The 21,847-nt window shown below is 62.2% G+C and carries 18 protein-coding genes; 10 read left to right on the top strand and 8 right to left on the bottom strand.

Annotated elements, in window-relative coordinates:
- Positions 1-98: 98 nt before the first annotated feature.
- Positions 99-2,060: a cation:proton antiporter gene (locus AADW23_RS17465; RefSeq protein ID WP_341862220.1), complete on the bottom strand. Its 1,962-nt coding sequence runs from the start codon at positions 2,058-2,060 to the stop codon at positions 99-101.
- A gap of 168 nt (positions 2,061-2,228) precedes the next feature.
- Between AADW23_RS17465 and AADW23_RS17460 the strand changes: the two genes are divergently transcribed.
- Positions 2,229-2,912: a D-lyxose/D-mannose family sugar isomerase gene (locus tag AADW23_RS17460; RefSeq protein ID WP_341862219.1), complete on the top strand. Its 684-nt coding sequence runs from the start codon at positions 2,229-2,231 to the stop codon at positions 2,910-2,912.
- A 69-nt stretch (positions 2,913-2,981) separates the two neighbouring features.
- Here the strand turns inward: AADW23_RS17460 and purD are convergent, their stop codons facing one another.
- Positions 2,982-4,244, bottom strand: coding sequence for a phosphoribosylamine--glycine ligase (gene purD / locus AADW23_RS17455; protein ID WP_341862218.1), 1,263 nt, complete (start codon positions 4,242-4,244; stop codon positions 2,982-2,984).
- Between the two features lie 58 nt (positions 4,245-4,302).
- Here purD and AADW23_RS17450 point away from each other — a divergent pair, with 58 nt between their 5' ends.
- Complete coding sequence (locus AADW23_RS17450) at positions 4,303-5,037, top strand: hypothetical protein (protein WP_341862217.1); 735 nt, start codon at positions 4,303-4,305, stop codon at positions 5,035-5,037.
- 3 nt (positions 5,038-5,040) lie between these two features.
- A complete protein-coding gene (gene xseA / locus AADW23_RS17445) occupies positions 5,041-6,636 on the top strand; it encodes an exodeoxyribonuclease VII large subunit (protein WP_341862216.1) in 1,596 nt (531 codons plus the stop codon).
- Positions 6,637-6,652: 16 nt separating this feature from the next.
- Here xseA and AADW23_RS17440 read toward each other — a convergent pair whose 3' ends face one another.
- The 5 genes from AADW23_RS17440 to AADW23_RS17420 all read right to left on the bottom strand — a co-directional run bounded on the left by AADW23_RS17440 (position 6,653) and on the right by AADW23_RS17420 (position 12,998).
- Complete coding sequence (locus AADW23_RS17440; protein ID WP_341862215.1) at positions 6,653-7,702, bottom strand: ABC transporter permease; 1,050 nt, start codon at positions 7,700-7,702, stop codon at positions 6,653-6,655.
- A complete protein-coding gene (locus AADW23_RS17435; RefSeq protein WP_341862214.1) occupies positions 7,695-8,702 on the bottom strand; it encodes an ABC transporter permease in 1,008 nt (335 codons plus the stop codon). The genes AADW23_RS17440 and AADW23_RS17435 overlap by 8 nt, the downstream gene beginning before the upstream one ends.
- Before the next feature lie 241 nt (positions 8,703-8,943).
- A complete protein-coding gene (locus tag AADW23_RS17430) occupies positions 8,944-10,665 on the bottom strand; it encodes a peptide ABC transporter substrate-binding protein (RefSeq protein WP_341862213.1) in 1,722 nt (573 codons plus the stop codon).
- A gap of 81 nt (positions 10,666-10,746) precedes the next feature.
- Positions 10,747-12,003, bottom strand: coding sequence for an ABC transporter ATP-binding protein (locus tag AADW23_RS17425; protein ID WP_341862212.1), 1,257 nt, complete (start codon positions 12,001-12,003; stop codon positions 10,747-10,749).
- Positions 12,003-12,998: an ABC transporter ATP-binding protein gene (locus tag AADW23_RS17420; protein WP_341864354.1), complete on the bottom strand. Its 996-nt coding sequence runs from the start codon at positions 12,996-12,998 to the stop codon at positions 12,003-12,005. Before AADW23_RS17420 ends, AADW23_RS17425 begins: the two co-directional genes overlap by 1 nt.
- Before the next feature lie 267 nt (positions 12,999-13,265).
- Here AADW23_RS17420 and argE point away from each other — a divergent pair, with 267 nt between their 5' ends.
- The 5 genes from argE to AADW23_RS17395 all read left to right on the top strand — a co-directional run bounded on the left by argE (position 13,266) and on the right by AADW23_RS17395 (position 18,297).
- Positions 13,266-14,417: an acetylornithine deacetylase gene (gene argE / locus AADW23_RS17415; RefSeq protein ID WP_341862211.1), complete on the top strand. Its 1,152-nt coding sequence runs from the start codon at positions 13,266-13,268 to the stop codon at positions 14,415-14,417.
- On the top strand, positions 14,414-15,757 hold the full coding sequence (locus AADW23_RS17410) for an FAD-binding oxidoreductase (protein ID WP_341862210.1): 1,344 nt from the start codon (positions 14,414-14,416) through the stop codon (positions 15,755-15,757). Before argE ends, AADW23_RS17410 begins: the two co-directional genes overlap by 4 nt.
- A 63-nt stretch (positions 15,758-15,820) precedes the next feature.
- Positions 15,821-16,984, top strand: a complete 1,164-nt coding sequence (locus AADW23_RS17405) for a M20 aminoacylase family protein (protein ID WP_341862209.1) — start codon at positions 15,821-15,823, stop codon at positions 16,982-16,984.
- Between the two features lie 69 nt (positions 16,985-17,053).
- Positions 17,054-17,650 (top strand): hypothetical protein, encoded by a 597-nt coding sequence (locus AADW23_RS17400; RefSeq protein WP_341862208.1) that lies wholly within the window; start codon positions 17,054-17,056, stop codon positions 17,648-17,650.
- A 149-nt stretch (positions 17,651-17,799) separates the two neighbouring features.
- Positions 17,800-18,297, top strand: a complete 498-nt coding sequence (locus tag AADW23_RS17395) for an RICIN domain-containing protein (RefSeq protein WP_341862207.1) — start codon at positions 17,800-17,802, stop codon at positions 18,295-18,297.
- Between the two features lie 233 nt (positions 18,298-18,530).
- Here AADW23_RS17395 and moaA read toward each other — a convergent pair whose 3' ends face one another.
- A complete protein-coding gene (gene moaA / locus AADW23_RS17390; protein WP_341862206.1) occupies positions 18,531-19,541 on the bottom strand; it encodes a GTP 3',8-cyclase MoaA in 1,011 nt (336 codons plus the stop codon).
- A gap of 99 nt (positions 19,542-19,640) precedes the next feature.
- Between moaA and AADW23_RS17385 the strand changes: the two genes are divergently transcribed.
- Both AADW23_RS17385 and AADW23_RS17380 read left to right on the top strand, forming a co-directional pair.
- Positions 19,641-20,135 (top strand): hypothetical protein, encoded by a 495-nt coding sequence (locus AADW23_RS17385; RefSeq protein WP_341862205.1) that lies wholly within the window; start codon positions 19,641-19,643, stop codon positions 20,133-20,135.
- Complete coding sequence (locus tag AADW23_RS17380) at positions 20,125-21,711, top strand: AMP-binding protein (RefSeq protein WP_341862204.1); 1,587 nt, start codon at positions 20,125-20,127, stop codon at positions 21,709-21,711. The genes AADW23_RS17385 and AADW23_RS17380 overlap by 11 nt, the downstream gene beginning before the upstream one ends.
- The last annotated feature ends 136 nt before the right edge of the window (positions 21,712-21,847 follow it).

The raw sequence follows: 21,847 nt of genomic DNA, 5'->3' as shown, positions 1-21,847 counted from the left end.
ACGCGGCTTCCCCTTCATCTTGGCAAATACAACTCAATCCCATCCCCGCCACAGGCACCGTCGGGGGTGGGGCACACAACCCCTCACTCCCCCAGGCCCTACCGCTGTGTCCCTCCCGGACCGGTTGGCTTGCGGCTAAACCCGGACAAAGCCCCCACATCGCCCCGGCCTCGGGTGGGGGGGCGGTCGCCTTGGGCCTCGTTTTCCATCTCGTCCAGTTGTGTCAGGATGGCGCTTTCCAGATTGTCCGTCATCTCTCGTGTCAGGCGCATGTAGTCTTCGTTCTCCGACACCGGAACGCCGGGCTTCCAGACCTCGGCCAAGGCTCGCAGGTTGTGGCGATCGTGGCGGTAGAAGGCCATCTCCATGGCGTGGGCCTCGTAATCTGTCAGCCCCATATCCTCCAACACATACCGCGCGGCGCGCAGCGAGCTGTCGAATACCTCGCGCACGATATGATCGGCGCCTGCCTCATACAGCTCATAGACATGCAGCAGATCATGGGCTCGGGCCACGACCGAGATATCGGGACGGTGACGTTTGGCGTATCGCACAAGGTTAACGGAAGTCTGCTTGCCGTCCACGCAGATCACGAACACCCGCGCCGTATCGAGCCCTGCGGCCTTCAGCAACTCGGGCCTTGTGGGGTCGCCGTAGAAGCTTTTGAACCCAAAGCGGCGCATGAGTTGGATCGTCTCAAGGTTGGAATCCAGCACCACCGTCTTGAAACCCGATGCCCGCACCATCCGGTTCACCGATTGCCCGAAACGCCCGATCCCCGCGATGATGATATCGGCCGCGTCGTCAATCTCATCATGCTCGGGCGCGGCCTCGGACGTGTCTCCAAGGTAGGCGCCGATCTTATCGTACAGGATGAAACTCAGCGGTGTCAGGAGCATGGAGAGCGCGACCACCAGCAGCAAGATCTCGGCGACAGGGGCGGGGAAGACCGCCTGCGATACGCCGAAAGCCACAAGAACGAAGCCGAACTCTCCGGCCTGCGCAAGGCCCAGACTGAACAGCCAGCGATCGCGCCCGCGCATCTTTGCGCCCCGGGCGATGGCGTAAAGGATCAGACCCTTGGTCACCATGACCAGAAGGGTCAACCCGATAATCAGCAAGGGGTTGGTGAAAAAGGTGAGAAAGTTAATGCCCGCGCCCACGGTGATAAAGAACAACCCCAGCAATAGGCCTTTGAACGGCTCCAGGTCGGCCTCCAACTCGTGCTTGAATTCCGAGTTTGCCAAGACCACCCCTGCCAGGAACGCGCCAAGGGCGGGCGACAGGCCCACAAGGATCATCAATACCGCGATGCCCACCACGAAGGCCAAGGCGGCGGCGGTATAAAGCTCTCGCAGCTTGGCGTTGTGGATGACACGGAACACAAAGGGCGACAGGTAGCGCCCGGCAAGGATCACCGCCGCCACCGCCGCCAAGGTCACCAGCGTAACGCCCCAAGCGGGCAGACCATCGACCAACGACAGGGAGGCGTGGACCTCTTCCGCGACCCGCTCGATGGAGCCGTCTTCATTGAAACGCACCGGCGAGGCGGTCGCCAGAAGCGGCAACAGCGCAAGGGCGGGGATAACGGCGATATCCTGCGTCAACAGAACCGAGAACGCACCGCGCCCGCCACTGGTCTGCATCAAGCCCTTTTCTCTCAGCGTTGTCAGCACGATAGCAGTCGAACTTAAAGCGAGCGTTATGCCGATGGCCAAGGCCAACGGCCCCGCGATCCCAAAGACCCAAGCCCCCCCTGTCAGCACCAGAATCGAGAGCAGGATCTGGCTGCCCCCAAGGCCGATGAGTCGCTTTCGCATCCCCCACAAGGCTCGCGGCTCCAGCTCCAGCCCGATCAGGAACAACATGAGCACGACGCCAAATTCCGCGTAATGCTGAAGATCCTCGGTCTCGGAGCCGACAAGCCCAAGCACCGGGCCAATGGCGATGCCCGCCAAGAGGTAGCCAAGGACAGAGCCAAGGCCGAAGCGGATGGAAATTGGCACTGCAATCAGCATCGCGCCAAGGTAGATGGTAATCTGGAGAAGGGTTTCTTCCATGAGCCCGCCGCATGAGAGTTCGGTTGGCCCAAGTGTAACGGCAATGGCGGGGAACCACGAGGTGGCAATACTTCTGATCGCGGGCAAATTCGGCGCGATCAATCGCGGTTGGGCTTGTCTTGATGCCCGGAAATGTCGCATTTAGCGCTAACAGGTTTGGAGGACCCGATGAAACGATCCGAAATTAACGAGATTATGGCCGAAGGCGATGCGTTCATGCGCTCTTTTGGGTTCTCCCTGCCACCGTTTGCCTATTGGTCCCCCGATGAAATGCGTGCCAATGCAGATGTTGCCAAGGCGGTGATCGAGAGCCGTTTGGGCTGGGACATCACCGATTATGGGCAAGGAAAATTTGACGAATTGGGCCTGTTCCTGTTTACCCTGCGCAACGGCCGGTTAAGCGATCTGCAAGCGGGTGGCGGCATGTGCTATGCCGAGAAGCTGTTGATTTCCAAGCAAGATCAGATCAGCCCCATGCACCGCCATTACCTGAAGGCGGAAGATATCATCAACCGTGGCGGCGCCACGATGGCGATCGAAATGAATGGCTCGGCCCCCGACGGCTCGTTCGACCCGGACGCCGGCGGCGTGGTGATGTGCGACGGGATTGAGCGCAAGTTCAAGGCCGGTGAAGTGCTGCTTTTCGCCCCCGGCGAAAGCGTCACGCTGATGCCTGGCGATTGGCACAAATTCTGGGGCGAGGGCGGTGACGTGCTGATCGGAGAGGTGTCGACGGTGAACAACGACGAGACCGACAACTGGTTCCGCGAGCCGATTGGCCGCTTCTCGGCGATCGAGGAAGACGTCGCCCCGACGCATTTGCTGGTCTCAGACTACGGGGAATGGCTGTAGGGCGGAAGCTGAGCCGTAGACCGGGCCTTGGACCGGGACAGGTGGGGGCGCCCCGGGCTGAAGCCCGGTCTACAACGCGCGCCAGCCGATATCCTTGCGGAAAAAGCCCTCGGCCCAATCGACCCGGTCGGCCATCGCGTAGGCTTGGTTGCGGGCCTCTTGCAGGGTGTTGCCACGGGCGGTGATGTTCAGAGCCCGCCCTCCGGTGGCGGTGATCTGGCCGTCTTTCGCCGTGGTGCCCGCGTGGAACACCATTTCCGATGAGGTTTCAGGAAGGCCGTCCAGCCCCTTGATAACGCTGCCCTTCTCATAGCTGCCGGGGTAGCCCTGCGCGGCCATGACGACGGTGATCGCGTGATCATCGGCCCAGTTTACCTGTGCATCAGCCAGACGCGCCTCGGCACATGCCAGCATCAGGTCGAGCGCTTGGCCTCCCAACCGCATCATCAGAACCTGGCATTCGGGGTCGCCGAAACGGGCGTTGTATTCCACCAACCTTGGCTGGCCGTCTTTAATCATCAGGCCCGCATAGAGCACGCCGGTATAGGGCGTGCCGCGCCGGGTCATTTCGGCCATGGTCGGCTTGATGATCTGATCCAACGCCGTTTGCGCGATCTCGTCGGTCAGCACGGGGGCGGGGGAATAGGCGCCCATGCCGCCGGTGTTGGGGCCTTTGTCGCCATCGAAGGCGCGTTTGTGGTCCTGAGCGGTGCCGATGGGCAGGCAGGTTTCGCCATCGCAGAGGATGAAATACGAGGCTTCCTCGCCGTCCATGAACTCTTCAATCACCACTTCCGCGCCCGCGTCGCCGAAGGCGCCGTCGAACATGTCATCAATGGCCGCCAGCGCCTCATCCTCGGTCATGGCGACCACAACGCCTTTGCCCGCCGCCAATCCGTCGGCCTTCACCACGATCGGTGCGCCCTTTTCGCGGATGTAGTCGCGGGCTGGTTCTGCTTGCGTGAACCGCGCCCAGGCCGCCGTCGGTGCCGAGGCCGCATCGCAGACTTCCTTGGTGAAGGTCTTGGAGGCCTCCAACTGTGCTGCCGCCGCCGTGGGGCCGAATGCCAGAATTCCCGCATTCCTCAACATATCCACAACGCCCGCTGCAAGCGGCGCTTCGGGGCCTACGATCACGAAATCAATGGAATTTTCCACGGCGAACTCGGTCACCGCACTGGGGTTATCCACATCCAGACTTGCACAATCGGCAATTTGCGCGATCCCCGCATTGCCGGGCGCGACAATCAGGCGGTCGCATTTTGGGTTCTGCAATGCCGCCCAAGCAAGGCTGTGTTCACGGCCACCGGAACCAAGGATAAGGATGTTCAACGTCGCGCCCCTTCTGTTATCTTCGCCCTAGATAAAGAGCAGGCGAGGGCGGCACAACATGCGAAACCCAGAGTTATGGACGCGGCTTCAGGCGTATCAATTCGACGGGCCGGGGAGCGCGCCGTTCTCGGTGAAGCTCTCGCGTGCAGAGGGGTGGTCGCGACGGCGCACCGCGCAAGTGATCGAGGAATACCGGAAGTTCCTCTACCTCACCCAGATCAGCGACAGACAGGTGACGCCGTCGCGCATCGTGGATGCCGCCTGGCACATGCACCTGACCTTCACGCGCGACTATTGGGATCACCTTTGCACCAACGTCATCGGCAAGCCGATCCACCACCAGCCCTGCGCCGGAGAGGAGGAGATGCCGCGCTACCGCGATCAATTCGCGGCCACCCGCGCGCTTTACGAGGCCGAGTTCGGTGTCGAGCCCCCGGCCGATATCTGGGCCCGCGATGCGGTGCCCCGTCGAAAGTTTCTACAGTCCGAAGCCGGGAGCTTTTCGTTCCAGGGCATTGCGGGGCTGCTATTCTTTGTCTTTGTCGTCCTCGGTTTTCTGGACCTTTTGGGTGGCATCGAGGGTGTTTCTGGCGCGATTTATCTGGTTCTCCTTGGCCTGTTCGTGGTCTTCGCCTGGCTCGGGTTCGGCCCCAGACCGCGCCGAAAGAAGGACGCAGGAGCGCAAGACGGCGGCTGGTATTGGGAATGGCCGGAATTCGACTCCCACTCCGACGGCGGAGGCGGTGGCGACAGCAATGGTGATGCCGGAGGCTGCGGCGGATGCGGAGACTAGGCGATGAATGATCTGATCGACGACGAAGGGGCGGCGGGAAATTCCCCGGAATTTACCGTCAGCGAGCTGTCCGGCGCGGTCAAACGCACCGTGGAAGGCGCGTTTTCCCATGTGCGTGTGCGGGGCGAGGTGGGGCGGCTGTCGCTGCCGCGCTCGGGTCATATTTATCTGGACCTGAAGGATGATCGCAGCGTTCTCGCCTCGGTCGTGTGGAAAGGTGTCGCCAATCGTCTGACCCACAAGCCGGAAGAGGGGATGGAGGTCATCGCCACCGGACGGCTCACCACCTTCCCCGGCCAATCCAAGTACCAACTGGTGATCGACGATCTGCAACCCGCGGGCGCCGGCGCATTGATGGCAATGTTGGAGAAACGCCGCAAGGCGCTGGCCGCCGAGGGGCTGTTCGACGACGCCCGCAAGCAACGGCTGCCGTTCCTGCCCGAGGTCATCGGGGTGGTGACGTCTCCGTCGGGGGCGGTGATCCGCGATATCCTGCACCGCCTGCGCGACCGGTTCCCGCGCAAGGTGCTGATCTGGCCAGTGGCCGTGCAAGGCCCGAAATGTGCGCCGGAAGTGGCCAATGCAATCCGGGGCTTCAACGCCCTGACGCCCGGGGGCGCGTTGCCAAGGCCGGATCTGTTGATTGTGGCACGCGGCGGCGGCTCGCTTGAGGATCTGTGGGGCTTCAACGAGGAAGCCGTGGTGCGCGCAGCGGCGGAAAGTGCCATCCCGTTGATTTCGGCCGTGGGGCACGAAACGGACACAACGTTGATTGACTACGCCTCAGACTACCGCGCGCCCACGCCCACGGGCGCGGCGGAGAAGGCGGTGCCGGTGCGCATGGATATGCTCAACTGGTTGCGCCAGCAGGAGGGTATCCTGACCCGCGGCATCACCGGCGCGTTGACCGCCCGCCAGCAGCGGTTGACCGACCTTGGCCGCGCCTTGCCGCGACCCGAGGCACTGATGGAACCGGCGCGGCAGCGGCTCGACCTGGCCAGCCTGCGCCTTGCCCCCGCCTTGGCGAGCCGCACGAAAGACGCTCGAGCGCAGTTGGAGCGGTTGTCTTCGCGCCTTGATCCGGCGCTTGACCGCGCTGTGGCCCGCAAGCGGCTGGCTTTGGGCGAACGCGCCGCCGGGCTGACACCCGCGCGTTTGGCCGGTGTTGCAAGGCAGGGCCGCCGCGATCTGGACCGTCTGGCCGCCCGCCTTGATCCGCAGAGATTAACGGCGAGGACATCGCAGATGGAGGAGCAGTTGGCAGCCGTCCGCGCGCGCTTTGCGCAAGCGGCAGTGCAGTCGGTCAGCCGCCGCCGAGAGGCGTTGGACGGCCTGGAACGCTTGCGCCGGACTTTGGGCTATCAGGAAACCCTGGGGCGCGGCTACGCGGTGATCCGTGCCGGCGAAGACGTGCTCACCACCAAGGCGCAGGCCGAGGGGCATGCGGCGATGGAAATTCAGTTCGCCGATGGTCGCCTTGGTGTCACCCCCACCGGGGCCACGCCGAAGGCTGCGCCCAAAAAGTCCGGCAAGGCGGGCGCCAAGTCGGGGGGGGGCAAACCAAAGCCGCCCGAAGGCGGCCAAGGTAGTTTGTTCTGATCGTCGCAACCGGGCTTTAGCGGCCCCGAATGCGCGGGTCCAAAGCGTCACGCAGGCCGTCGCCGATGTAGTTCACCGACAGCACGGTGAGCGAGATGAACAGCCCGGGCCAGATCACACGCTCGGGGTTCTGGCTCAGCCAATCGGTGGCATCAAACAGCAGGCGGCCCCATGTGGGGAAGTCCGACGGAAAGCCGAGGCCCAGAAACGACAGCGCTGATTCCGTGATGATCGCGTTGGCGATCCCAAGGGTTGCCGACACCATGATCGAGGACATCACATTGGGCAGCACGTGGCGCAGGATCAGCCGCCACGGCGGCGTCCCGATGGAGCGGGCAGCGAGCACGAATTCACGTTCTTTCAGCGCGAGTACATCGCCGCGCACAACACGGGCGGTCTGCATCCACGACGTCAGGCCAATGACCACCACGATCAGCACGAAGATCCCGCCCTCGGGCCCGAAGGCGTTCCGCAATGTGTCGCGGAACAGCATGATGATGACCAACAGCAGCGGTAGCAGCGGCATGGCAAGAAACAGGTCGGTCAAGCGCATCAGCGGCCCGTCGATCTTCTTGAAATAGCCCGCCAGAACGCCGATCAGCGTCCCGAAGAACAGCGCCAGAAGCATCGCCGTCAGACCCACTGCGATAGAGGTCTGCCCGCCGACCATCATCCGCGACAACGTATCCCGGCCCAGTTGGTCTGCACCCAGGGGATGCGCCCAGGTCAGCTTCAACCCATAGACCGGATTGGCGCGGCTGAATTCCTCAGGGCTCCAGAAACAGGCGGGCATATCGCTGAACCATGCGGCCCACCCCGCAAACGAGAACCACCCCCCGCCAACGCCAAGGCAAGACACCATGTGGTTCGTATTGCGCGCCCGGATGTCGATGTAGGTGCTTTCCAGCGTCCAGAACAGCGGCCCCAGATAGACGAACAACAGCGAGAAGATGAAGAACCCAAGGCCAAAGAGCGCGCCCTTGTGGGTGCGGAACTGGTCCCACACGTCCCACCATTGGTTGCGCGGGGCGCGGGTGGTTTGGATGTCGGCTGAGGTCTCAGTCATAACGAATCCTCGGATCCAGAACGCCGTAAAGGATATCGGCGATGAGGTTGAAGAGCACGATCAGGATCGCAAAGATGAAGCTGACGGTCTGCACCACCGGCACGTCGCCCGCTTGAATGGCGATGATCAGCAGTTGGCCGATACCGTTCACCTTGAATACCTGTTCAGTGATGATCGCGCCGCCAAAGACAGCGGGCACGTTCAGCGCGATGACAGTGACCACGGGGATCATCGAGTTGCGCAGCACGTGGACCAGAACCACAACGCTTTCGCCCAGGCCCTTGGCCCGTGCGGTGCGCACATAATCCTGGTTCAGGTTGTCCAGCATCGACGCCCGCATGTAGCGAGAGATTTGTGACGCGTTGAACAGGCCAAGGACCATCACGGGCATGATCATTTGGCGGATCTGGGCCCAGAAGGTCTCCCAATCCGTGACTTCCAATGTGGTGTCATAGACCGAGGGGAACCAGCCAAGGTTCACGGCGAAGATCACGATGAACAACACGCCGGTGAAGAAGGTGGGGACCGAGAAACCGATCATCGAGATGAACGTGCCAATCTGGTCGAACCACGAATATTGCTTGTAGGCCGAGATCACGCCCAGGGGCACCGCGATCAGGATGCCGACGATGTAAGAGGTGCCCACAACCCAAAGGGTTTGCGGCATCCGCTGCATGATCAGCTCCATCACCGGGCTCCGGGTCTGATAGCTGATGATCCGCGGGCCATCGGGCGCCATGGATGTGCCGAACCAGCCGTCAAGCAGGTGCAAAGGCTCGTCCCAAACCATCAGTTTGAGCCATTTGAAGTATTGCACAAAGATCGGGTCATTCACCCCAAGGCTTTCGCGGATCGCTTCGCGCACCTCCGGCGGGATCGTCAGGGGCAGGCCCGCTGTCGGGTCCGAGGGGCTGAGTTTCACGATCAGGAAGATCACGAAGCTGATGAAGATCAACGTCGGGATCGCAAGGATCAGGCGACGGATGGTGAAGGTCAGCATATCAGGCAGCCTCTCGCGCGGCGCTAAACACAGTTCCGATAAGGTCCGCCGCTGCCCGGTCCGTCATTGCGCGCGCATGGCCCAAAGGGACACCTGCGAGGAGCGTAGCGAGGAGGGGGTGGGGAAGGGGGGACCGCATGGGAATTGGGTTCTGCCTACGAAAAATCAGATGGATGGTTGAGAAACGCGGGGTGCCCCGCCCCCTGAGAGTAAGGGGGGCAGGGCGATTGATCAGGTCACATTACTCAGGAATGCGGTGCCATTCGGCGATGTTCCACAGCTCGCTGTCCCAGTCGGACATGCGGATGCCGCCGAGCGAGTTCGCGTGTGCGGAAACACCACCACGGTGAACCAGTGGGATGATGGAGTACGACTGCATCAGCATGTCGTTCATTGCCATCGCCAGTTCGCCACGGGCCTCAAGGTCAGCCGTGCCAGCCATTTCGAGCACCAGCTCGTCATAAGCCGGGTCACAGAAGCGCTGGATGTTGGCACCCTGCCACTGGCTGTCGGGGCCAGGGATGTCCGAGCAGAGCCAGTTGGCCATGTACGCCTGAGGGTCAACGCCCGAGAAGTTGTTCGTGTACATCTCGATGTCCGCATAGAACTTCTGGAACGTGTCCGGGGATGCCGGATCGCCGCCGAAGAACACGGACGCGTCGATGTTGCGAAGCTCGGCGTCGATGCCGATCTCGGCCCACCACTGCTTCACCAGTGCCTGCGTGTCCTGACGGACGGCGTTGGTGGAGGTCTGGTAGAGCACGGAGAGTGGCACACCATCCAATTCGCGGATGCCGTCACCGTCGGTGTCAACGATGCCAGCTTCGTCCAGCAGTGCGTTGGCGCCGGCGATGTCCTGCACAAGGCAGCCATCGTTGGCAGTGGACGCATAGGCCGCAGGAGCGGGCAGAACGTTACAGGTCGGCTGACCGCCTGCGCCGTAGCCGACTTCAACCAGCAAGGCGCGGTCGATGGCCATGGACATGGCTTGACCCACTGCGGGGTGTGTCAGGAACGGATGCTCGCCCCCTTCAACGGTGGAGCGCAGGTCGCCCAGTGCCGGATCAGGGTTGGTCTGGTTCAGGTGCAGACGCTCAACGGACGTACCGAAGGCGGTCACAACTGTGCCGTTACCCTGGGCTTCCATCTGAGCCAAGATCGTCGGGTCGATTTGCAGGTTCCAAGCGTAGTCGAACTCGCCTGTTTCAAGCACGGAACGCGCTGCAGCCGTCGCATCGCCACCACCTTTGAACGTCACGGTCGCGAAGTGGGGCTGATCTGGCACACGGTAGTTATCGTTTGCAGCCAGTTCGATCACGTCGTTGGGGCGGAAGTCCGTCACAACAAATGGACCGGTGCCGATGGGGCCAAAGTTGGCCTCGGTGCACTCGGGCGCACGCGCGCCAAGGCAGTCAGCAAACTGAGCGGCCTGGATGATCGGGCTCTCGGAGCCGACCAGCGCGGTATAGGGGAAGGGCGTTGGCGCGTCGAAAGTGATCTGGATCGTGGTGTCATCCACGGCCACGATGCTTTCAACACCGTCAAAGTAGGATGCCTGTGCGCAACCGCCTTCGGGGTGGGTGCAATATTCCCACGTGAACACGGCGTCAGCCGCGGTCATCGCGCTGCCATCGGACCACAGGATGCCTTCCTGAAGCTGCCAAGTGATCTGAGTCAGGTCTTCAGAGATGCCGCCGTTTTCAACGGTTGGGATGTCTGCGGCAAGCCAGGGAACCATGGCGCCCGTGTCATCAAAACGCGCAAGGCTTTCGAGAACCAGCGACGCGGCCTCGACCTCTTTCGTGCCGCCCGACAGGAACGGGTTCATCGTGGATGGCGCTTGCCAATAGATGATGTTGAGGTGGCCCGAGCCGCCGCGGGCAAGGTGCCCGTCGGCCAGCGCGGCCAGCGGAGCGCAGGCGAATGCCGCCGCGGCTCCGAGAAGGATGGATGTACGTTTCATCTTGGTTTTCTCTCTCCATATTGGTTTCGTTTACCTTTTCAGGCGTTTTCTTCTGCCACCTTCTCGGCGGTCTTTTTGTGTTCAGTCGTGAAGGTGGCAGGCCACAAAGCGGCCCGGGCGTACTTCCTTCATTTCGGGGTCTTCTACCCGGCAAATGTCCATCACGGCGGGACAGCGGGTGCAAAAGTTGCAGCCCAGGGGCGGGTTGGAAGGCGAGGGGACGTCGCCCTGCAAGATCACCCGCTCGGCCACGTCATGGGCGGCGGGGTCAGGCTCGGGCACAGCGCTGAGAAGCGCCTTGGTGTAGGGGTGAAGCGGATCGTTGAACAGCGCGTCACGCGGTGCCAGTTCGGCGATCTTGCCCAGATACATCACTGCCACCCGGTCCGCGATATGGCGCACCATCGACAGGTCGTGGGAGATGAACAGATAGGTCAGACCCAGCTTTTCCTGCAAGTCTTCCAACAGGTTGACCACTTGTGCCTGAATCGACACGTCCAACGCCGCGATCGGTTCGTCGCAGACGATAAACTTGGGGTTCAGCGCCAAGGCCCGCGCGATGCCGATGCGCTGACGTTGCCCGCCGGAAAACTCGTGCGGGTAACGGTTGGCGAAATCGCGGTTCAGGCCGACGGCGTCCAGAAGCTCGTAAATGCGCTCATTGCGCTCGGCCTTGGACAGTTTTGTGTGCTCGGACAGCGGCTCTCCGATGATGGCGGCCACGGTCATGCGCGGGTTGAGCGATGCCTGAGGGTCCTGGAACACCATCTGCATGGTGGGCCGCAAACGCCGCAAATCGTTTTCCGAGGGAGCAAAGTCATCGACCGTGATCCCGGCCGCTTTGGCCCCTGAGGCGCGGATCGTATTGCGGGTCAAGAAATAGCCGCCAATGGTGGCGGCCAGAACCAGGGCGGCTTGCAAGGCTACGGCCCACCCTTGGGCAAAAGCGGCGAACTGCACCGCCAGAAGCGCCATCAAGGCAACGCCACCGACAAAGATCGCAAGGCTGGTAGTGCGGGCAATCTTGGCGGCGCGGGCGTCGATCTTGCGGGCCCCGTCATGGGCCCAGGCCAGTTCGGTCCCGTCGATCTTGATCGAGGCGCTGGTGGGATCGTAAAGGCGAATGACGGCGCGGCCACAGGTGGACTTGCCGCAGCCGGATTCCCCCACAAGACCAAGGGTTTCGCCCTCATAGATGTCGAAGTTCACACCATCGACGGCCTTCACATCGCCCGTGTGTTTGCGGAACAGGCCGGTATGGATTGGGAAATACATGCGCAGGTTGCGCACTTCTACAAGTTTGCGCGCGGCGGTCGGGGCCGTGGTGTCATCCAACATCAAATGGCTCCCTCTTCCAAGAAACACGCGGCGCGGTGGCCTTCTCTGCCGACTTCTTCCAGCAGCGGATTTTCCCGCGCGCAGCGGTCAAACGCGTGGGGGCATCGGTCGCGGAAGGCACAGGACGAAGGCGCGGCCCCCAACATGGGCGGTTGGCCCTGGATCACCCGCAACCGCTCGGCGCGTTCGCCGGAAATGCTGGGGATCGTTTCAAGCAGCATCTTTGTGTAGGGGTGGCTGGGGTTGTTGAACAATTCCCGTACCGGGCCTTCTTCCACAACCTGGCCGCCGTACATCACCATCACCCGGTCTGCGATGCCCGCAATCACGCCCAGATCGTGGGTGATCCAGACAATCGCCATGCCAAGTTTTTGGCGCAGCTCTTTTACCAATTCGAGGATTTGCGCCTGAATGGTCACGTCGAGCGCTGTTGTAGGCTCGTCCGCGATCAGCACTTCGGGGTCGCACGCCAGCGCGATGGCGATCATCACCCGTTGGCGCATCCCGCCGGAGAACTGGTGCGGGTAATCTTTCAGGCGACGCTCTGCGTCGGGGATTCCGACCAGATCCAACAGCTCGACCGCGCGGGCGCGGGCATCGGTCTTGTTCAGTCCCATGTGCTTTCGCAGGGGCTCCATCAACTGATAGCCGACGTTGAAAACGGGGTTCAGCGAGGTCATGGGATCCTGGAACACCATACCGATGCGCGCCCCGCGGATGGCCCGCAGCTCATCCTCGGTGATCTGCATCAGGTCTTTGTCGCCAAACAACACCTCTCCGGCGCGAATTTCGGCCGGAGGCATCGGCAACAGCCGGATCAGAGACATCATCGTCACGGATTTACCCGAGCCGGATTCCCCCACAACACCAAGTAACTCCCCGGCTTTCAGCCGGAAACTTACGTCATTGACGGCGTGCACTTCCCCGCGTCGGGTTCGAAACACTGTTTTAAGATCGCGAACGTCCAATACGTAAGGATCTACCCCTTCGGGCATTTGAGAATCGGCCCCATCGGGCATATGTGGAGGTCTCCCTGACCTGTCGGATGTATGTCGCCTCGTTGCTCGACTAGGTCGAAATGGGCGATCTATGTCATTGACGCTAACACGGAAATTTTTTCCCGCAAGGGCCAACCTTCATTCCGTGGCGTGCGACATGGCCGTGTAGTGCACCTTTGGCCCATGCTGCGGGCGCAGTCTTGACGATGGATCGGCACGCGCTCAGGGTTGCGAAGCGCTTACATCAAAACATCGGAAATCCCCATGACCAACGTCCTCTCGCCCCGTGAACTAATGGCAAAACTTGTCAGCTTTCCCACCGTCAGCCGCGACAGCAATCTAGAGTTGGTGGATTGGGTTGCGGATTATCTGAAGGGCCACGGAATCGACAGCGCCCGTGACCATGATGACACGGGCAAGAAGGCCTCGTTGTTTGCCCATGTGGGCCCGGAAGAGCCGGGGGGAATCGTTTTGTCGGGTCACACAGATGTGGTGCCCGTGGATGGTCAGGCATGGGATACGGACCCGTTTCACGTCACCGAAAAGGACGGAAAACTATACGGACGAGGCACTTGCGACATGAAGGGCTTCGACGCGCTGGCCATCTGGGGCGTGGTCGAGGCGAAGCGGCGCGGCGTGTCGCGGCCAATGCAATTGGCCCTGTCGCGCGACGAGGAAATCGGCTGCGTGGGCGCCCCCCCGATGATCGAGGCGATGGCCGGACTGCCACGCGCGTCGCTGGCCATTATCGGCGAGCCGACGGATATGGGGATCATCAATGGCCACAAGGGCGGCACCGGATTTGACCTGCATTTCCGCGGCTTCGAAGTGCATTCCTCGCTGCAAGATCGCGGTGTGTCTGCGGTCATGGAAAGCGCCCGTCTGATCCAGTGGTGCAACGATCAAAACGCGGCATCAGTGGCGGCAGCGGACCCGAATTCGCCGTTCGACCCGCCGTTTTCCACCCTGCATGTGGGCACGATCGAGGGCGGCACGGCCCATAATATTACCGCGAAGGACTGCTTTTTTGTCCTGTCTTTGCGCGCGCTCCCCACCGAATCGGTTGCTGAGTGGCGCGAAAAGATCCTGGCCGAGATTGCGCGGGTCGAAGCGGGGATGAAGGCGGTGCACCCCGACGCCGAAATCCGGGTAAAGCCCCGCTGGGATGTGCCCGGCCTGAAGGCGGAAGAAAACGGCGAGGCGGAAACCATGGTGCGCAAGCTGACCGGGCTGAACTCCAGCGGTGTGGTCAGCTTCGGCACGGAAGCGGGGCAGTTTCAGGCGGCGGGATATTCCGCCGTTGTCTGCGGTCCCGGCTCGATCGAGCAGGCGCATCAGGCCAACGAATACATCACCATCGACCAGTTCCAGCAGGGGCAGGCCTTTATCGAAAAGCTCCTGTCCGAGGTCGCATGACGTTTCCTTTCCACGGGGGCAAGCCGGCAACGTTTATTGATGAGCTGCCGCAAAGTGTTGATCTGGCCATCATTGGCGGCGGCGTTTTGGGCATCTCGACGGCGCTTTATACGGCGCGGGCGGGCTTGTCGGTTGTAGTGCTGGAAAAGGGCCGGGTCGCCGCCGAGCAATCGGGGCGCAACTGGGGCTGGATCAGGGTGCAGGGCCGCGATGAGGCCGAGATCCCGATTGCCCTGGAATCCCAGGGCCTGTGGCAGACGCTCAACGCCGAGGCGCAGGGCCGTCTTGGCGTGCAGCAGGTGGGTGTCACCTATCTGGGAAAGACCCCCAAGGACATGGCGGGGTTTGAGCAATGGGCGCAGATGGCGCGTCCCTATGGCGTGGCGCCCGAACTTTTGCACCGTACTCGGCTCGCAGAAGTGTTGAGCCATGCCAACGGGCCGTGGATCGGCGGGTTGCACACCGCCACTGATATGAAGGCGGAACCCTGGGTTGCCGTGCCAGAGTTGGCCCGCATGGCGCAGGCCAGCGGCGCGCGGATCGCAGAGGATTGCGCGGTGCGCGGGCTGTATTTGGAGGCGGGCCGTGTCGCGGGCGTTGTGACGGAAGCCGGAAGGGTGAAGGCAGACCGCGTGGTGTTGGCCGGGGGGTCGTGGTCGTCTCTGTTTCTGCGCCGCCATGGGGTGAGCATCCCGCAGCTATCGGTACGCTCTACCGTGATGGCGACGCAGCCGTTGCCGGAGGTCTTGGGAACGGCGGCGGTGGATGACAAACTGGCCATGCGCCCGCGCGCCGATGGCGGCTATACCCTTGCCCCCGCCGCCTTCGGCGAACTGTTCACCGGCCCCGATCTGTTGCGAAACCTGCATCGCTATCTGCCTCTGGCCTTAAGTGGGGAATTCGACGTCTACCCCCGTGGCTTGGCCCCCAAGGGCTACCCCGATGCGTGGAGCACGGCGCGAAAATGGGCCGATGACGCGCGGTCCCCGTTCGAGAACCTGCGCATTCTGGACCCCACACCCAGTGCCCGCAAAATCGCCGAGATCAAGCGCCGCTTCACTGACGCTTACCCCCAGATCGGAGAGGTGAAGACACGGGCCGCTTGGGCGGGCATGATCGACGTACTGCCCGATGTGGTGCCTGTCGTGGACCATGTGGCGCAGCTGCCGGGGCTGATCGTGGCCACGGGCATGTGTGGCCACGGCTTTGGGATCGGCCCCGCCTTCGGGCGCATCCTTGCCGACATGGCGCAAGACAACGCGCCGGGCCACGACCTTGACCGCTTTGCCATGAAACGCTTCACCGACGGGACGCGCCTGCGGCCCGGACCAAATCTTTAACTGCTTGAAGGTACATCAAGGCGGTGTCACCTTCAGGCCAAAATCAAACATGGGAATAGACCAATGCCAGTGAAAAACCGCTTTGCCGAACTGCTGCCCGAAATCACCGAATGGCGCCGGGACCTGCACGAAAACCCTGAGATCCTGTTTGAGACGCACCGGACTTCGGCCATCGTCGCGGACAAGCTGAAGGAATTTGGCTGTGATGAGATCGTCACCGGCCTCGGGCGCACCGGCGTCGTGGGGATCATCAAGGGCAAGACCAACACCTCGGGCAAGACGATCGGTCTGCGCGCAGACATGGACGCGCTGCCGATTTTTGAGGACACGGGGCTGGAATACGCCTCCAAGACGCCGGGCGCGATGCACGCTTGCGGCCACGATGGTCACACGGCGATGCTTTTGGGGGCGGCGAAATATCTGGCCGAGACCCGCAATTTCGACGGCACCGTTGCGGTCATTTTCCAGCCCGCTGAAGAAGGCGGCGGCGGCGGGAAAGAGATGTGCGATGACGGCATGATGGACCGTTTCGGCATCAATGAGGTCTATGGGATGCACAATTGGCCGGGCAAGCCTGTGGGCTCTTTCGGTATCCGTGCGGGCGCGTTTTTCGCCGCGACTGACACGTTTGAGGTGCAGTTCAAAGGTAAGGGTGGCCACGCCGCCAAGCCAAACGAGACGATTGATACAACCGTCATGGCGGCCCATGCGGTCACCGCATTGCAAACCATCGTGGCACGAAACGCCGACCCGGTGAGCCAGATCGTTGTGTCGGTGACCTCGCTTGAAACGGAATCGAAAGCCTTCAACGTGATCCCCGAGACCGTCACTATGCGCGGTACGGTGCGCACCATGTCCACCGAGAACCGCGATCTGGCCAACAAGCGCGTGCCGGAAATCTGCGAAGGGGTCGCCGCGATGATGGGCGGCCACGCCGAGGTGAACTACATCCGCGGCTATCCGGTGATGGTGAACTCGGAAGAACAAACTGCCTTCGCGGCTGAGGTGGCCACCTCGGTTTCGGGTGGCTGCGATGAGGTGCCTTTGGTCATGGGCGGCGAGGATTTCGCCTTCATGTTGGAAGAACGCCCCGGCGCGTACATCCTTGTAGGCAACGGCGACACGGCCATGGTCCACCACCCCAAGTACAACTTCAACGACGAGGCGATCCCAGCAGGCTGTAGCTGGTGGGCCGAGATCGTCGAAAAGCGGATGCCTGCGGCTTGATTGGCACTCTGCCCTAAAATCTCCACACGGCCATGAAATGCCTCCCTTGTTACAACGAGGGAGGCATTGATGTATTCATATGAACCAGACGGCGGCGGCGTTTATCTTGGCGACGGGGAATGGCTGAGTTGGGATGAATTCGGAGAATATGCGGACATCGACCCCGACGAGCCGCAACCAGCGGTGCTGCCCGTATTGGAGTGGCAAGATAAGCTAAAACGAAAGTACCGAAACGCCGAACTCCCGGTTCTGCGGCAGTTCATCCGGCTGGTGAACGCGGCAAGGGAATACTTTGAGCAGACAGGCAAACACCTGAATATTTACGGCGCATTGGGGGAGCTGTATGGCGCGATGATATGGGGCATTCGGCTCCACAAGTTGCCAGATGCTCAAGGCTCGGACGGGAAGCTGGACAATGATTTCATCGAGATCAAGACAATCGGGCCGCGCAGCACAACCGATCAGGCGCTGGTGAAGTTATCGGGCCATTTCAGTAAGTTGCTTGTCGTAAAGATCGACCGCACGGCCGGCGATGATGATTTCGGTTGCTTTCGAATATCCGGCCGCATGGTCGACAGAAAGGCGCTGACCAAGGCGCGGTCGGGAAATGCTCGGATCAAGTGGAACCGCGCGTGCGAAATCGGGGTGCCGCCGCCTACAAGCTAGAAAGAACGGTTGGTTGTGGCGTTCACGGCAAACATTCCCCCCGCCACCCCACACCCAAACACCACCACGAAACTGTTGCCAGCCGCCCAAGGCACAGCGCATAAAAAGTTAAGGCAATTTTTGGCCTTGGTTCTAGGGAGTGTGTTTGCATGAGAATTGGATTGAAGACGGCGTTGATCGCAGCATTGGCTGTAGGGGGGGCATCTGCGGCCTCTGCCCAAGGGTTTCCGGGCGGGTATTTCGAGATGACATCCCAGTTTCGCGAAGGCGCGAACGAGTGTTTGGAAAGCCGCAGCGCGGGGGGAGGTCCGGCGTTTATGGATCGTTGCCAGAACGTCAGCGGCCAGCAATGGCGCGCGATTCCAGCGGGCGGCGGCTACTTCCGTCTGACAACGCAGTTCCGCGAAGGGGCTAATGAGTGCCTCGAAAGCAACCGATCCGGCGGCGGGCCTGCGTTCATGGATATATGCCAGAACGTCTCGGGCCAGCTTTGGCGCACGATCCCGGCAGGCGGCGGCTACGTGCGGCTTACCAGTCAATTCCGCGAAGGATCGAACGAGTGCCTGGAAAGCAGTAGCCGCGCCGATGGCCCGATCCGTATGGACCCCTGTGGTAACTTCTCGGGCCAACTGTGGCGGTTTAACTAGGACGCCCAACACGTGACGCACCTTGGCCCATTCGCGGGCTCACACTGCTGCGAATGGGTGACCTGACCGGGGCAATGCGTGACAATCCGGGGCTCCGCCCGTGAATTTCCCAAAAGGTCCACTGGACCTTTTGCCCGGTCATAGACCGGGTCCGGCATTCCCGGGGCTCCGCCCGTGAATTCCTTAAAAGCTCCACTGGACCTTTCGCCCGGTCAAAGACCGGGTCCGGAAATTCACCCCCCCGTGTGACTCATGTGGCGGGACATCTGCCCATCGGCCACTTGGCGGGAGTAGTCGAAGTCGTGGCCCTTGGGCTTATGGCTGATCGCGTCACGGATCGCGGCTTCCAACATCTCGTTGTCTTCGGACGCCCGCAAAGGCGCGCGCAGGTCAACCATGTCTTCTTGGCCAAGGCACATGAAAAGCTGCCCGGTGCAGGTCAGACGCACGCGATTACACGACTCGCAGAAGTTATGGGACAGCGGCGTTATGAAGCCGATTTTCTGGCCGGTCTCGTTCAATTGCACGTAGCGGGCAGGGCCGCCGGTCCGCTCGGCCAGATCGGTCAGGGTAAAGCGCTCGGCCAGTCGCGCGCGCAGATCGTTGAGGGACCAATATTGGTCCAAGCGGTCCTCATTGCCGAGGTCACCCATGGGCATCACCTCGATGAAGGTCAGGTCCATCCCGCGCGCCAGACACCATTCCTGCAAGGTGAACAGCTCGTCCTCGTTGAAGTTCTTCAGCGCCACGGCGTTGATCTTCACCTTCAGGCCCGCCGCCTGCGCAGCGTCAATGCCAGCCATCACCTGCTTCAGACGACCCCACCGGGTGATTTCGGCGAACTTCTTCTCATCAATCGTATCGAGCGAGATGTTGACCCGCTTCACCCCCGCTGCCGCCAAAGGCTCGGCAAATCGCGCCAACTGGCTGCCGTTGGTGGTGAGTGTCAGCTCCTCCAGGTCCCCGGTATCAAGGTGGCGTTTCATGCCTTGGAAGAAGGTCATGATATCGCGCCGCACCAAAGGCTCTCCGCCCGTGATGCGCAGCTTGCGCACGCCCAAACCGATGAAGGTGGAACACATGCGGTCCAACTCCTCCAGCGTCAGAAGCTCTTTCTTGGGCAGGAACTGCATGTTCTCGGACATGCAATAAACGCAGCGGAAATCGCAGCGGTCGGTGACGGAGACGCGCAGGTAAGTGATGGCACGCGCAAAGGGATCAATGAGGGGGGCGGTTTGGGTCATGGGCGGACAGTAGGAGGGTCAGAGAGGGCACACAAGGGAGCGGTTGATCACGGCTGAGTGCGGGCCTAGTCTGGCGCGAAACGTGTTGAGAGGTGCGAAATGACACGAGCGATTTCTTTGCTGGCGATTTTGGCGGTAGCGGGCTGTGCCAATGGCGGGCTTGGCGGCATGTTCAGCGGCGACGGGCCGGGCAGTGGATTTGGCCGCAACGCCCCGGCGGAAGAGGCGGCGCCGGCTGAGGTGATTACCGAGGCTGTGGTGGGCGAGGCTGCGGCCGAGGATATCGCGCCCACGGACAACACCGTGCGCGCCGCCGCCGTGGCCGAGGGCAACACGGGCGCGGGCGACAGCGTGCGCGGCTTCACGGTCGCCAGTCTTGGGGATGCCACCGTGCCGGGCCTCTGGATCGAAACACCGCTGGTAGACCGCGAGCGCACGGCCACCGTCGTCGCCCCCAATGGCACCACGGTAGAGGTCACAGCCCGCCCGTCGGGCGGCGAACGCGGATCAGGCTCGCGCCTGTCTTTGGCCGCGTTCCAAGCCCTGGGCCTGAGCTTGACTTCCCTGCCCACGGTTACGGTGATTGCCGATTAACCGGGTGATCCCCAGGCAGGGCACTTGGGCCGACATGCGCCGCGCCTTTGCGTGGCACATTCCCCCGGCGCTCAATATCGCCGAGGTCTGTTGTGAGCGTTGGGCGCGGTCCGACCCGGACCGTATCGCGATCCGCCACATTGGCCCGCCCGATGAGGTTTGGACCTACGGACAGCTCAAAGCCGCCTCCGATGGCCTGGCCGCCACGCTCGCGGCGAAGGGCGTGGGGCGCGGCGACCGGGTGGCGATTTTGATGGCGCAGAACCCTCGGGTTCTGGTGGCGCATCTGGCAGCGTTCAAATTGGGCGCGATCTCTCTGCCGCTGTTTACCTTGTTCGGCGAAGACGCCCTGCGCTACCGCCTGACCGACAGTGGCGCGAAAGCGGTGATCGTGGAGGCCGCGGTTGAGGATAAGCTTCGCGCGGTCACAAACGCGCCGGTGATCCTGACCACACGGGGCGGCGCGGGCGCGGCCTCGCTAGAGACGGCCATGGCCGCCACCCCGTTGCCCGCAATCGCCGCCACCACGGCCGAAGACCCGGCGGTGATGATCTATACCTCCGGCACCACGGGCGATCCCAAAGGCGTGCTGCATGCCCATCGGTTCCTTTATGGCCACTTGCCTTGCATGGAACTGTCCCAGGGTGACTTCCCCCGGCGTGGCGACATCGGCTGGACCCCGGCTGATTGGGCCTGGATCGGCGGGCTGATGGATATGGCGCTGCCCTGTCTGTTCTACGGCGTGCCACTGGTCTCTCATCGTTTCACCAAGTTCGACCCGGATGCCGCCTTTGCCCTGATGGCTCATGAAAATGTCACCAACAGCTTCCTTCCGCCCACGGCTCTGCGCCTGATGCGCCAGACCGCGCCGACCAAAGACCTTTCCCTTCGGGCGATCGGCTCAGGCGGTGAAGCTCTCGGCCCCGATTTGCTGGACTGGTCCCGTGAAACGCTGCACTGCCCGATCAACGAATTCTACGGCCAGACCGAGGCCAACCTGATCATCGCCGCCTGCGACGGCCCGATGCCGCGCATCCCCGGTGCCATGGGCCTTCCGGTTCCGGGCCACTCAGTAGCACTGCTCGGCCCCAACGACACGAAAGCCAGCCCCGGCGAGGTCGGTGAGATCTGCGTGAAATCCCCCGACCCGGTGATGATGCTGCGTTACTGGAACAAACCGCAGGCCACTGCCGGGAAAATCCGCAACGGCTGGCTGCGCACCGGCGATCTGGCCACCCAAACGCCCGATGGCCAGTTTACCTTCCATGCCCGCGACGACGATGTCATCACCTCCGCTGGCTACCGCATCGGCCCGGTCGAGATCGAGCAAGCCCTCTGCACCCACCCCGATGTGACCCTCGCCGCCGTCGTTGGCACCCCGGACCCCATCCGAACCGAGGCAATTGTCGCCCACGTCGTCCTGCGCCCCGGCGCCGATACCACCCATATCGAAACCACACTCAAGACCCTCGTGCGCACCAAAGCCTCCGCCCACATGGTGCCGCGCCAGATTATCCTCGCCGATAGCCTCCCCATGACCACCACCGGCAAGATCCTGCGCCGGGCCCTCCGCTAACGCGCCTCTCCTTCATCTTTTCAAAAATATCGCGGGGGTAGGCGCGTTTTCCTTGGGAAAACCGCCAAGGGGGCAGCGCCCCCTGATCGACGACGCAGTCGGCGATACTCTTAACTCAACGGCCGAACTCCAGGAA

Source organism: Gymnodinialimonas sp. 57CJ19 (genome assembly GCF_038396845.1).
Lineage (GTDB): Bacteria > Pseudomonadota > Alphaproteobacteria > Rhodobacterales > Rhodobacteraceae > Gymnodinialimonas.
This window is presented reverse-complemented; position numbering and strand designations above follow the sequence as displayed.

Bases quoted from the DNA above. Each gene is read 5' to 3' on its own strand.
- AADW23_RS17465 (WP_341862220.1), bottom strand. From the start codon at position 2,060: ATGGAAGAAACCCTTCTCCAGATTACCATCTACCTTGGCGCGATGCTG.
- AADW23_RS17460 (WP_341862219.1), top strand. From the start codon at position 2,229: ATGAAACGATCCGAAATTAACGAGATTATGGCCGAAGGCGATGCGTTC.
- AADW23_RS17450 (WP_341862217.1), top strand. From the start codon at position 4,303: ATGCGAAACCCAGAGTTATGGACGCGGCTTCAGGCGTATCAATTCGAC.
- xseA (WP_341862216.1), top strand. From the start codon at position 5,041: ATGAATGATCTGATCGACGACGAAGGGGCGGCGGGAAATTCCCCGGAA.
- AADW23_RS17440 (WP_341862215.1), bottom strand. From the start codon at position 7,702: ATGACTGAGACCTCAGCCGACATCCAAACCACCCGCGCCCCGCGCAAC.
- AADW23_RS17435 (WP_341862214.1), bottom strand. From the start codon at position 8,702: ATGCTGACCTTCACCATCCGTCGCCTGATCCTTGCGATCCCGACGTTG.
- AADW23_RS17430 (WP_341862213.1), bottom strand. From the start codon at position 10,665: ATGAAACGTACATCCATCCTTCTCGGAGCCGCGGCGGCATTCGCCTGC.
- AADW23_RS17425 (WP_341862212.1), bottom strand. From the start codon at position 12,003: ATGTTGGATGACACCACGGCCCCGACCGCCGCGCGCAAACTTGTAGAA.
- AADW23_RS17420 (WP_341864354.1), bottom strand. From the start codon at position 12,998: ATGCCCGAAGGGGTAGATCCTTACGTATTGGACGTTCGCGATCTTAAA.
- argE (WP_341862211.1), top strand. From the start codon at position 13,266: ATGACCAACGTCCTCTCGCCCCGTGAACTAATGGCAAAACTTGTCAGC.
- AADW23_RS17410 (WP_341862210.1), top strand. From the start codon at position 14,414: ATGACGTTTCCTTTCCACGGGGGCAAGCCGGCAACGTTTATTGATGAG.
- AADW23_RS17405 (WP_341862209.1), top strand. From the start codon at position 15,821: ATGCCAGTGAAAAACCGCTTTGCCGAACTGCTGCCCGAAATCACCGAA.
- AADW23_RS17400 (WP_341862208.1), top strand. From the start codon at position 17,054: ATGTATTCATATGAACCAGACGGCGGCGGCGTTTATCTTGGCGACGGG.
- AADW23_RS17395 (WP_341862207.1), top strand. From the start codon at position 17,800: ATGAGAATTGGATTGAAGACGGCGTTGATCGCAGCATTGGCTGTAGGG.
- moaA (WP_341862206.1), bottom strand. From the start codon at position 19,541: ATGACCCAAACCGCCCCCCTCATTGATCCCTTTGCGCGTGCCATCACT.
- AADW23_RS17385 (WP_341862205.1), top strand. From the start codon at position 19,641: ATGACACGAGCGATTTCTTTGCTGGCGATTTTGGCGGTAGCGGGCTGT.